The organism is Heyndrickxia vini, assembly GCF_016772275.1.
Classification (GTDB): domain Bacteria; phylum Bacillota; class Bacilli; order Bacillales; family Bacillaceae_C; genus Heyndrickxia; species Heyndrickxia vini.
This window is the reverse complement of the sequence record NZ_CP065425.1, coordinates 2,486,745-2,498,877: the sequence shown is the minus strand read 5'-3', so window position 1 is coordinate 2,498,877 and position 12,133 is coordinate 2,486,745. Positions and strand designations below refer to the sequence as shown.

Genomic DNA, 12,133 nt, shown 5'->3' with positions numbered 1-12,133 from the left:
AAGGATTGTTCTACCTTGTCCTTCTTTTTCATATTTTTAAAAAGAAGGGGGATATTAAGGTGAAGAATAAATTAAAACACTTGATAGGTTTTGTTCTGATTGCTATTCTTACTTTGTCACTCATTAATAATCCATTGACAAAAAGCTATTTTTCCCAATTAAAAACAGATGCAGAATACATACCTACAAAACAAAATGATTTATATGATTATATTGTTAAGGTAGCAAAAAACTATTCAATTAAACCAAAAGATGCTGTAAACGATCGAGTATGGAAAGCGACTCCTGGTTACAATGGTGTTGAAGTGGATATTAAAGCTTCCTACCATAATATGAAAAAAGATGGTAAATTCGATGAAAATAAATTAGTTTATAAGCAAATTTCACCTAAAGTACATATAAAGGATTTACCACCCGCACCAATTTATCGAGGAAATCCTGATAAACCAATGGTGAGCTTTCTTATTAATGTCGCGTGGGGAAATGAATTTCTGCAACCAATTTTAAAAACATTAAAAGACAATAGTATTCATGCCACTTTTTTTCTAGAAGGAAGATGGGTAAAAGAAAATCCTGAATTAGCAAAAATGATTGTTGATTCTGGCCATGAAGTGGGGAACCATTCCTTCACTCATCCAGATATGAAGGTTCTTTCTGCCGATCGAATTCGCGAACAATTAATTAACACAAATCAGGTTATTAATGCAACCACTGGTGTACAGGTTAGATTATTTGCACCACCGAGTGGGAGTTATCGTGATGAGGTAGTAAAAATCGCTCATTCAATGAATCTTAAAACAATCATGTGGAGCGTAGATACGGTGGATTGGCAAAAACCGTCCCCTGAAACAATCGTCACACGTGTAATGTCCAAAATCCATCCTGGTGCACTTATTCTTATGCATCCAACGGATTCAACGGAAAAATCATTGCAACAATTGATAAATGAAATTAAAAAGAAGCATCTAAGAATTGGAACTGTATCAAAATTAATGGACGAAGAACGGATTATTAAAATGAATGATGGAAAACTAAAAAATGATTAACGAAAATAGGGCCTAATGGTGAACCAACAGCCACCGAGTTTAGGAGGATTTAAATTGATTAAGAAATATACATGTCAAAACGGACTAAGAATTGTACACGAGGAAATCCCAACTGTTCGTTCAGTTGCGATAGGCATTTGGATTGGAACAGGATCAAGAAATGAAAATAGTAAAAATAATGGCATATCCCACTTTTTAGAACATATGTTTTTTAAGGGCACGAAAACAAAAACGGCTAAAGAAATTGCCGAAGCGTTTGATTCGATTGGTGGACAAGTAAACGCATTTACTTCTAAAGAATATACCTGTTATTATGCAAAGGTTTTAGATAACCATGCACAATTTGCTCTTGATACACTGTCAGATATGTTTTTCAATTCCACATTTGTTGAAGAAGAACTTAAAAAAGAAAAAAATGTTGTTTATGAAGAAATAAAAATGTATGAAGATACGCCTGACGATATTGTACATGATCTTCTTAGCAAAGCAGTTTATGAAAACCACCCATTAGGGTATCCAATTCTAGGTACGGAAGAAACTCTAGAAACCTTTTCCGGTCAGACGTTAAAGGAATATATGCATGATATGTACACACCGGATCGAGTTGTTATTTCAATAGCTGGAAATGTCAAAGATTCTTTTATTAAGCAAGTAGAATCATTATTTGGATCATACAGTGGAGGAAACCATTCCGGGGAAGAAATCGTTCCAACCTTTCATTTAAACAATATAGTAAGAAAAAAAGATACAGAACAAGCACACCTATGTTTAGGGTTTGAAGGATTACCAATCGGTCACAAGGAGATATATGATTTAATTGTATTAAATAATATATTAGGCGGCAGTATGTCTTCCAGATTATTTCAAGAGGTGAGAGAACAAAGGGGCCTCGCTTACTCCGTATTTTCATATCATTCTTCATTTAAAGATACCGGAATTGTCACAATCTATGCTGGTACAGGTGCAAAACAACTGGATCACTTATATGAAACAATTCAATCGACATTGGATCATTTAAAGGACACAGGGGTAACACCTAAAGAAGTTCAAAATTGTAAGGAACAGCTTAAAGGGAATTTAATGCTCAGCCTAGAAAGCACAAATAGCAGAATGAGCAGAAATGGGAAAAATGAAATGCTATTAGGTAAACATCGTACACTTGATGAAATAGTAGAGATGATTGATGAAGTCTCCATAGATCATGTAAATAATCTTGCAAACAAAGTATTTACTTCGCAATTCTCTATTTCATTAGTAAGTCCAGACGGGAAATTTCCACAAGGTATACAATAATAAGAGAAAGTCCTCGTCAATTTGTGACGGGGACTTTCGTCTTGAAAGATAAAACATTTTAGAAATATTGAGCAGCCTGAATACACGTAGACTCCTGCGGGCTAATACCATTCTATATGAGTAACTATAAAAAATTGCTCGTTCTAAAAAAGACTGACAAGCGATACATTGATAGTAATAGTGGTTATAAGAGGAGGATTCAGGGATTATGAGATTAAGTGAGTTAAGTGGAAAGGAAATCGTTGATTTCAAAAAAGCGGAAAGATTAGGTGTACTTGGGCACACCGATTTAGAATTCAATGAAAAATCGGGACAAATCCAATCACTGATCATCCCTACTGGTAAATGGATGAGAAAACAAACAAATGAGATCAGGGTTCCGTGGCAACAAATTCGAACGATTGGATCGGATATGATTATTTTAGAAGTACCAGAAAATAATTACTAACATAAGGTTCTATTAAAGATTAGCGATTCGCTAATCTTTTTTATTTTATTATCAAATCACAGATTTCTAGGTCATTACATAAGATGTGTAAGTGATAAGCGTAATCATCATAAAGAAGGTGACGATATGATGTTGACAGGATTGCAAATAGCTGTAATTGGCGGTGATGCGCGTCAACTGGAAGTAATTCGCAAATTAGCTGAATTAGATGCAAGACTATCTTTAATTGGTTTTGAACAATTAGATCATGTATATTCAGGCGTATACAAAGAAAAACTTAGCGAAGTAAATTTTCATGAAATTGATGCGATTATTTTACCTGTAACTGGAACAAATCCTGAAGGTCAGGTAGATACTATTTTTTCAAACGAAGAAGTGAGATTGACGGAGGAAGTTATATTAAAAACACCATCTTATTGCACGATTTATTCAGGAATCAGTAATCCATATTTAGATAATATTACGCAAAAAGCAAATCGCAAATTAGTCAAACTATTTGAACGTAATGATGTTGCTATATATAATTCAATCCCAACCGTCGAGGGGACAATTATGATGGCAATTCAACATACCGAATTTACGATACACGGTTCAACTGTTGCCATTCTTGGTTTAGGAAGGGTTGGCATGAGTGTAGCTAGAGCCTTTCATCATTTAGGAGCGAAAGTAAAGGTAGGAGCAAGAAAAACAGAACATATTGCTCGAATTGAAGAAATGGGATTAAAACCATTTTTTTTGAAAGATCTTGATAGTGAAGTGAAGGATATTGATATTTGTATTAATACTGTTCCGCAATTAATTGTTAACGCTGCAGTTATTCAAAAAATGCCAACACATACATTGATTATTGATTTAGCATCAAAACCGGGTGGGACGGATTTTCGCTATGCAGAAAAACGTGGAATTAAAGCTTTATTAGCCCCAAGTTTGCCAGGTATCGTAGCACCAAAAACTGCGGGGCAAATACTAGGAAATGTATTAACTCAGCTTATTGATGAGGATGTAATAAAAAGAAAGGGGAATGAACGATGAGCTTAAAGGGGAAACGAATCGGTTTTGGATTAACAGGTTCCCATTGTACGTATGATGCAGTTTTTCCTGAGATTGAGAAATTGGTTGAGGTTGGGGCAGAGGTTGTACCGATAGTAACGTTTACTGTTAAAAGTACAGATACGAGATTTGGAAATGGTGAAGACTGGATAGAAAAAATTGAAAAAGTTACCGGAAGAAAGGTAATCGATTCAATAGTTGAGGCGGAGCCACTTGGACCAAAATACCCTTTAGACTGTATGGTCATATCACCGCTAACGGGAAATTCAATGAGCAAACTAGCTAACGCATTAACAGATTCTCCTGTTCTAATGGCTGCAAAAGCTACCATTCGAAATCAAAAGCCGGTAGTTTTAGGGATATCTACTAATGATGCGCTTGGATTGAATGGGGTTAATCTTATGAGATTAATGGCGACTAAACATATATACTTTATTCCATATGGCCAAGATGACCCAGTAAAGAAACCCAATTCAATGGTAGCAAGAATGACTTCCTTGCAAGATACAGTAGAAGCTGCTATCGAAGGACGTCAGCTCCAACCTGTAATCGTAGAACGATTCCGAGATGAATGAGCAGACTAAACCAGGTACAATTTAGGCGTACCTGGTTCTTATGAATATAAGAGAAAAAAATCCTTTACTAAAATAATAGAAAAAAGTATAGCCCCGGCAATATATATGATAAAATAATGTTTATCATTGCTTAGATGATAGAATAAGTTATATGTGAATTTGGAAGGGGAATGTTTAATGGCAACAACTGGTTTTCATGTAGCTGTTGTAGGTGCAACAGGTGCAGTTGGACAACAAATGCTTCATACATTAGAAAAGAGAAACTTTCCAATACGAAAGCTTACTCTTTTATCTTCGTCAAGATCAGCGGGTACAGTTTTAAAATATAAAGATGAAGATATCGTTGTTCAGGAAGCAAAACCTGAAAGTTTCAAAGATGTTGATATCGCACTTTTTAGTGCAGGTGGAAATATTTCGAAAATATTTGCACCTGAGGCTGTAAAGCATGGTGCGATTGTTATAGATAATACGAGTGCATACCGAATGGATCCCGAAGTTCCACTAGTAGTTCCAGAGGTTAATGAAGAAGATTTAAAACTACACAATGGTATTATTGCAAATCCTAATTGCTCTACAATTCAAATGGTTGTTGCACTTGAACCCATTCGCAAAGCATATGGATTAGACAAAGTTATTGTATCCACATACCAAGCTGTATCTGGAGCAGGGGCTGCGGCAATAGAAGAATTAAAAAATCAAACCCGCGCGATAATCGAAGGTGAAACCATTGAACCGAAAATTTTACCGGTCAAAGGTGATAAAAAACACTATCAAATTGCGTTTAATGCAGTTCCACAAATCGATAAATTTGAAGAGAATGGTTATACATTTGAAGAAATGAAAATGATAAACGAAACGAAAAAAATCATGCATATGCCCCAATTGAAAGTAGCAGCTACATGTGTACGATTACCTGTAGAAACCGGTCATTCAGAATCAGTTTATTTTGAAATAAATCGTGAGGGCATTCAAGTAGAGAATATCCGTACATTATTAGAAACTGCGGATGGTATTATACTTCAAGATAATCCAAATGAACAATTATATCCTATGCCTGCATATGCTGTAGGGAAGAATGATGTATTTGTGGGAAGAATTCGTAAAGATTTAGATGAGGAAAATGGTTTCCATATGTGGGTAGTTTCTGATAACTTATTGAAGGGTGCGGCCTGGAATTCAGTTCAAATTGCTGAAAGCTTAGTGAAACTTGGATTGGTTAAATAAAGTAGCTTTTTAATTATTAAGGGTGCTTAATTTATATTTTTTACACCGCGGATCAATTGATAGAGGCTGCCTTTATTTATAAAGAAAAATTTAGAGGTGTTATGATGAAACTGATTGTGCAAAAATTTGGTGGTACATCAGTACGCGATGAAAATAGTCGCATACATGCTTTAAAGCATATCGAAAAAGCATTAGATGAGGGCTATAAAGTAGTCGTAGTTGTATCCGCTATGGGAAGAAAAGGCGATCCATATGCAACAGACACGTTTTTGTCATTAGTAAACGGTTCAAAAACAAGTTTAAGCAATCGTGAACAGGATTTACTATTATCCTGTGGTGAAATTATTTCAAGTTTAGTTTTTTCAAATATGCTTCAGGAGAAAGGAATTAAAGCGACAGCATTAACAGGTGCCCAAGCTGGTTTTCGAACAAATTCCGAACATACGAATGCAAAAATTGTTAATATGAAATGTGATCGTTTGCTGAAAGAACTTAAACTGCATGATGTGATTGTGGTAGCTGGTTTTCAAGGTGCAACTGCAAGTGGAGATGTGACTACAATTGGGCGTGGGGGCAGTGATACTTCTGCAGCGGCCCTAGGTGTTTCCTTAAATGCAGAATGGATAGATATATTTACAGATGTCGAGGGAATCATGACAGCGGATCCTCGAATTGCGGAAAAAGCAAGACGACTGCCGATTGTAACCTATACAGAAGTGTGCAATATGGCTTATCAAGGTGCGAAAGTAATTCACCCACGTGCTGTAGAGATTGCGATGCAAGCAAAAGTTCCTATTAGAATTCGTTCTACGTATTCTGATGATTTAGGTACTTTAGTTACCTCCGTAAACCGGCAAAATAAAGGAACAGATCTCATCAGAGAACGTCTTATTACAGGTATAGCCTATGTACCTAAGGTTGCTCAAATCAAAGTTGAAGAAAAAGATGGTCAATATAATTTACAATCTGTCGTTTTTAAGGCAATGGCAAGTGAAAAAATTAGCGTAGACTTTATTAATATTTCACCTACTGGGGTTGTATACACAGTTGCAGAAGAACTAATTGATCGTGCGGTTTATGTTTTAAAAGAACTTGGCTATAATCCGATTGTTGAAAGAGGGTGCGCGAAAGTATCTGTTGTGGGAGCAGGTATGAATGGTGTACCAGGAGTTACTTATAAAATCGTATCTGCGCTTTCCGAAAATGGCATTCGCATTTTACAATCTGCAGATAGTCATACAACCATTTGGGTGTTGGTTAAGGAGCAAGATTTGGTCGAAGCAGTTAACGCTCTTCATGATGCATTTAATCTTCAAGAGGAATTAACAGAAGTAATGAAATAAAGGAGTGAGTTGGATGGCTCATTTTGGTCGGGTTTCCACCGCTATGGTCACACCTTTCGATAAGAAAGGAAATATTGATTTCCAAAAAACTAGTCAGCTGATTGAATACTTAATTGAAAATGGTACAGATTCATTAGTTGTAGCTGGAACAACTGGAGAATCCCCAACCTTAACAACGGAGGAAAAAATTGCTCTTTTTCAATTTGTTGTTAAAACTGTTAATGGGAGAATTCCAATTATTGCCGGAACAGGCAGTAATAATACGTATGCTTCAATCGAATTGACCAAAAAAGCTGAGGAAATCGGTGTAGACGCAATTATGATTGTAGCTCCATATTACAATAAACCAAATCAGGAAGGGATCTATCAACATTTTAAAGCGATAGCAGAATCTACATCCCTGCCGGTTATGGTTTATAATATTCCTGGACGGTCTGTTATTAATATTGAACCGGACACAATTATTAAACTTTCGCATATACCGAATATCGTTGCTGTTAAAGAGGCGAGTGGAAGTTTAGATGCAATGACCGAAATCATTGCCAATACGGATGAAAACTTCGAATTATATAGCGGCGATGATGGAATTACATTACCAGTATTATCAATTGGCGGTCAAGGCATTGTGTCTGTAGCTTCACATGTGATAGGGAATGAAATGCAGGAAATGATTCAAGCCTTTTTAGATGGGTCCATTGCAAAAGCTGCAAAAATGCACCAAGGTCTTTTGCCGATTATGAAAGGATTGTTTCAAGCACCAAGTCCTGTGCCAGTGAAAACAGCTTTACAAATAAAAGGTTTAGATGTTGGTTCAGTACGTCTTCCGCTAGTACCACTAACTGAAAATGAACGACTTGAATTAACTAGCTTACTAAAAAATATGTAAATGAAAAGGGACTGAAAAAAATCAGTCCTTTTTTTTATTGCTTTTGTCCAAATTTCTGAAAATAATGGTAATATATATACATATACTTTTGTAGAGGAAGATAGTAGTGCAGAAGGTTTTTATTTACATATTAGCGTATTTAATAGGGCAATTATTATTTGCACATATTGTAGGAAGACTTTTCTATCGTAAAAATGTATTTCAATTAGGTAGTGGAAATCCGGGTGCAAGGAATGCCGGACGTTCATTTGGAAAATGGGGGTTTCTGCTTGTTCTAATTGGAGATATGCTTAAAGCATTTTTTGTATGTTGGTTAGTTGATAAGTATGGTATAGGTATTATTGGACAATCGCTCGCATTAATTTTTGTATTATTAGGGCATATGTATCCGGTAATTTATAAATTCAAAGGGGGAAAAGGAGTAGCTTCTTTCATTGGTGGATTATTATATATTTCTCCTTTCTCAACTTTTAGTTTTATTGGTGCTTTTATCATATTGTTTGCGATTAATCGCTCATTTACGAAATCTGGCCTTTTAGCAATTATGACAACACCAATATTCTTGTATTTATATGAAAGTAATTTATGGGTAAGTATTGCTATTGCCATAATTGCAATCATCATTATATTAAGACATACAGATAAAAAAGTAATTGTGGGGGATGGACGATGAGTTTTATTGTTAAGATGGCTCGGGATAAAGATGAATTTGAACAAATAATGAATTTAAACTATGAAACTTTTGTTGAAGAAATACCTCAACATCATATAAATGATAGAAGAAAGCTTTTAGACCGATTCCATGAGGAAAATGAATATATCATTTGTAAAGAAAATTCCGAAGTAATCGGGATGTTGGCACTGCGGGATACTCGTCCCTTTTCACTTGATGAAAAACTTGGTTCCATTGAAAATCACTTAGATATTAGATTTTCTAAGCCTTGTGAAGTTCGATTATTAGCCGTTAAAAAGAGCTATCGAAATGGAAGGGTATTTGCAGGTTTAACAGGTGGATTAATTCGTTATTGTTTACAACGCGGCTATGATATTGCTTTTATTTCCGGGACAACAAGGCAAAGTAAACTATATCGTCACTTAGGTTTTGAATCCTTTGCCCATTTAGTTGGATCAGAAGAAGCACTGTTTCAGCCAATGTATTTAACTAAACAAACGTATATGAATAACAAAAACTTACATGTGTTTACACAAATATCTTCCTATTTACCTGGACCTGTAACGATTGATGCTGAAGTGCAATCCGCCTTTGATTATCAACCCGTTTGGCATCGCTCGGAAGAACATTCTTCCATCGTTCAAGCGGTAAATAAAAAGTTAAAATCCTTGACAAATGCCGAAAATGTAGTTGTACTAACAGGATCGGGAACATTAAGTAACGATGCGGTAGCAGCTCATTTATCGGGTATAGGGACAAAAGGGCTAATCCTTTCGAATGGTGAGTTTGGTGAAAGATTAATCGATCATGCTAACAGATTCCATCTACAATTTGATCATTTATCTTATCAATGGGGAGAGAGATTTGATCTTAATAAAATTGAAGAACAGATAGCGCAAGAAAATTATGATTGGTTGTGGTTTGTTCACTGTGAAACATCAACAGGAATGGTGAATGATTATTTATCCTTAGAAAAATTATGTAAGAACCATACTGTCAAACTATGTGTTGATGCCATTAGTTCAATCGGAGCAGTTCCACTAAATTTTGAATCTATCTATTTGGCAACTGGTGTATCAGGGAAAGCAATTGGAAGCTATACAGGGTTATCATTTGTGTTTTTTAATAAACTTGAAGATACTATTTATCATATTCCTCGATATTTAGATATAATGTACTATCAAAATAGCAATGGGATTCCCTTCTCCCAAAATTCAAATTTATTCTTAGCGCTTAATACCGCACTTAATAAGTTTTCAAATGAAGATTTTTATGAGAAGAGGCGTTCTATCTATTTTCGAGCATGTGAATTATTTGAGGAAAAAGGATTTTCATTTGTCATCGATCAACAAATTTCATCACCGTGTGTGATTACAATTGAATTGCCGAAAGAACTTTCATCACTTGCATTTGGCGAAGATTTGTTTTTAAATGGATTTTTAGTCCATTATCGAAATCGATATTTAGTTGAAAAAAATTGGCTGCAAATTGCATTTATGAACGTTGAGAGTGACCTAAAAAAAATAAACCTGTTAATCAATTCAATGGAACTGCTTTTAAATGATCAATTACAATTAATTTAAGAATTTTCGGCACCTTTCAGCTTTGCTGAGAGGTGTAGTTTTTAGTAATTAGTTCTAACGGAATTTTTTTAAGGTTTTATAAAAACAAATAATCGTTAATACTTAAAATTTTAATTATAGATTGATGTGCAAATTCAATATCGATTATAATGACTATAACTGATTTAGTTCGGGAAATTCATCATAGGAGGAACAAGTTTTGAAAAAGAGAAATAATGAAATGATTAAAATAATACCACTCGGTGGAGTGGGGGAAATTGGAAAGAATATGTACGTAATCGAGATCGATGACGATATTTTTGTTATGGATGCGGGATTAATGTTTCCAGAAAATGAAATGCTAGGTATTGATATCGTTATTCCTGATATTACATATTTGGAAAATAATAAGGAGCGTATAAAAGGCATTTTCCTTACACATGGACATGAGGATGCGATAGGAGCACTCCCATATATTTTAATGAAAATTAATATACCTGTATATGGAACAAAATTAACTATTGCATTAGCGAAAGAGAAGTTAAAAGAAATAAAGGTTAAACGTCAGGTTGAATTTATTACCATCCATTCTGATTCAATTTTACAATTTGATACTGCTGATATTAGCTTTTTTAAAACGACTCACAGTATTGCTGATTCAGTAGGGATTTGTATTCATACGTCTGAGGGGAATATTGTCCATACCGGTGATTTTAAATTTGATCAAGGGGTACAAGGTGCGTATCGTGCGGAAATAGGTAAGATGGCGCAAATTGGTGAAGAAGGTGTTCTTTGTCTTTTATCTGATAGTACAGAAGCAGAACATCCAGGTTTTAATATTTCAGAAACATTAGTTGCCACTGAAATGTCAAATGCCTTTCACTCAGCAAAAGGTAGAATAATACTGGCTTGTTTTGCTTCAAATCTTTTGCGTATCCAACAAGTATTTGATGCAGCCTATGAAAATGGAAGAAAAGTGGCTCTCGTTGGAAAAAGCTTAGAAAGAATAAATGATATTGCATTTAAACTTGGCTATTTACATGTGAAAGCGGAAGAATTGATCATACCTGTCCAAGATATAGAAAAATATGAAGATGATAAAATTGTTGTATTAGCTACAGGTAATCAAGGAGAGCCATTTGCGGTTCTACAAAAGATGGCCAAGCGTAATCACAAACATATTAATATTAAACAAGGGGATACGGTTATTATTACGGCAAGTCCTTCCCCGGGTTTAGAGTTATTTATGTCGAAAACAATCGATATGCTGTATCGTGCTGGCGCAACTGTACTATCAGGTTCAAATAAAGTGCATGTAACAGGTCATGGACTCCAAGAAGATTTAAAATTAATGTTAAATTTAATAAAACCAAAATATTTTATTCCGGTGCAAGGTGAATATCGGATGTTAATTGCACATGGTAAACTAGCTGCCCAAGTGGGAATAACGAGAGATCGAATATTCATTCCGGAAAAAGGGGAAGTCATAGAATATAAAAATGGGAAAATGAGTGTAGGAGGAAGGGTTCCTTCAGGTAATGTACTAATTGACGGAATTGGTGTCGGTGATGTCGGAAACATCGTGTTGCGCGACCGTAGACTGTTATCCCAAGATGGTATTCTCATCGTTGTTGTAACATTAAATAAAACCAAAAAAATGATTGCATCGGGACCAGAAATTATTTCACGCGGGTTTGTATATGTTAGAGAATCTGAACAATTAATGGGAGAATCAACAAAACTAGTTCGCGATATCGTTGAAAAAAATATGTCAAAGGATGCCTTTGATTGGTCTAGTATTAAACAAGAAATTCGTGATCAATTAAATTACTATTTATATGACAAAACAAAGCGCAGACCAATGATTCTTCCGATAATTATGGAAGTATAATAAGGATGTAAAATCCACCAGGTGATGATCATCACCTGGTTTTTTTATGAATGAAAAAAGAATGTCAGCAGATACTATAGTTTAATGAAATATTTGTCAATAAAGCTGTTATTAAATAAAGGAGTTTTGAAATGGAAAAAGA

11 protein-coding genes are annotated in these 12,133 nt (G+C 35.0%); all 11 read left to right on the top strand.

What is annotated here, in order from left to right:
- Positions 1–59 precede the first annotated feature (59 nt).
- The 11 genes from I5776_RS12475 to I5776_RS12425 all read left to right on the top strand — a co-directional run bounded on the left by I5776_RS12475 (position 60) and on the right by I5776_RS12425 (position 11,991).
- A complete protein-coding gene (locus I5776_RS12475; RefSeq protein ID WP_246483781.1) occupies positions 60–1,046 on the top strand; it encodes a polysaccharide deacetylase family protein in 987 nt (328 codons plus the stop codon).
- 54 nt (positions 1,047–1,100) lie between these two features.
- Positions 1,101–2,339, top strand: coding sequence for a M16 family metallopeptidase (locus I5776_RS12470; RefSeq protein WP_246483780.1), 1,239 nt, complete (start codon positions 1,101–1,103; stop codon positions 2,337–2,339).
- Between the two features lie 208 nt (positions 2,340–2,547).
- Positions 2,548–2,787, top strand: coding sequence for a YlmC/YmxH family sporulation protein (locus I5776_RS12465; RefSeq protein ID WP_202776730.1), 240 nt, complete (start codon positions 2,548–2,550; stop codon positions 2,785–2,787).
- A gap of 129 nt (positions 2,788–2,916) precedes the next feature.
- Positions 2,917–3,819 carry a dipicolinic acid synthetase subunit A gene (dpaA, locus tag I5776_RS12460; protein ID WP_202776729.1) on the top strand — a complete coding sequence of 301 codons (903 nt, stop codon included), beginning with the start codon at positions 2,917–2,919 and terminating at the stop codon, positions 3,817–3,819.
- The gene (gene dpaB / locus I5776_RS12455; protein WP_202776728.1) at positions 3,816–4,412 is read left to right on the top strand and encodes a dipicolinate synthase subunit B; all 597 of its coding nucleotides are present in this window, start codon (positions 3,816–3,818) and stop codon (positions 4,410–4,412) included. Before dpaA ends, dpaB begins: the two co-directional genes overlap by 4 nt.
- Before the next feature lie 177 nt (positions 4,413–4,589).
- Positions 4,590–5,636, top strand: a complete 1,047-nt coding sequence (asd, locus tag I5776_RS12450) for an aspartate-semialdehyde dehydrogenase (protein ID WP_202776727.1) — start codon at positions 4,590–4,592, stop codon at positions 5,634–5,636.
- Between the two features lie 104 nt (positions 5,637–5,740).
- The gene (gene dapG / locus I5776_RS12445; protein ID WP_202780786.1) at positions 5,741–6,979 is read left to right on the top strand and encodes an aspartate kinase; all 1,239 of its coding nucleotides are present in this window, start codon (positions 5,741–5,743) and stop codon (positions 6,977–6,979) included.
- Positions 6,980–6,992: 13 nt separating this feature from the next.
- Positions 6,993–7,865 carry a 4-hydroxy-tetrahydrodipicolinate synthase gene (gene dapA / locus I5776_RS12440; RefSeq protein WP_202776726.1) on the top strand — a complete coding sequence of 291 codons (873 nt, stop codon included), beginning with the start codon at positions 6,993–6,995 and terminating at the stop codon, positions 7,863–7,865.
- 106 nt (positions 7,866–7,971) lie between these two features.
- Positions 7,972–8,538, top strand: a complete 567-nt coding sequence (locus tag I5776_RS12435; RefSeq protein ID WP_202776725.1) for a glycerol-3-phosphate acyltransferase — start codon at positions 7,972–7,974, stop codon at positions 8,536–8,538.
- Positions 8,535–10,121, top strand: coding sequence for an aminotransferase class V-fold PLP-dependent enzyme (locus tag I5776_RS12430; RefSeq protein WP_202776724.1), 1,587 nt, complete (start codon positions 8,535–8,537; stop codon positions 10,119–10,121). Before I5776_RS12435 ends, I5776_RS12430 begins: the two co-directional genes overlap by 4 nt.
- A gap of 199 nt (positions 10,122–10,320) precedes the next feature.
- Positions 10,321–11,991 carry a ribonuclease J gene (locus tag I5776_RS12425; protein ID WP_202776723.1) on the top strand — a complete coding sequence of 557 codons (1,671 nt, stop codon included), beginning with the start codon at positions 10,321–10,323 and terminating at the stop codon, positions 11,989–11,991.
- Positions 11,992–12,133: the final 142 nt, after the last annotated feature.

Coding starts and splice junctions, on each gene's coding strand:
- I5776_RS12465 (WP_202776730.1), top strand. CDS start 2,548: ATGAGATTAAGTGAGTTAAGTGGAAAGGAAATCGTTGATTTCAAAAAA.
- dpaA (WP_202776729.1), top strand. CDS start 2,917: ATGTTGACAGGATTGCAAATAGCTGTAATTGGCGGTGATGCGCGTCAA.
- dpaB (WP_202776728.1), top strand. CDS start 3,816: ATGAGCTTAAAGGGGAAACGAATCGGTTTTGGATTAACAGGTTCCCAT.
- asd (WP_202776727.1), top strand. CDS start 4,590: ATGGCAACAACTGGTTTTCATGTAGCTGTTGTAGGTGCAACAGGTGCA.
- dapG (WP_202780786.1), top strand. CDS start 5,741: ATGAAACTGATTGTGCAAAAATTTGGTGGTACATCAGTACGCGATGAA.
- dapA (WP_202776726.1), top strand. CDS start 6,993: ATGGCTCATTTTGGTCGGGTTTCCACCGCTATGGTCACACCTTTCGAT.
- I5776_RS12430 (WP_202776724.1), top strand. CDS start 8,535: ATGAGTTTTATTGTTAAGATGGCTCGGGATAAAGATGAATTTGAACAA.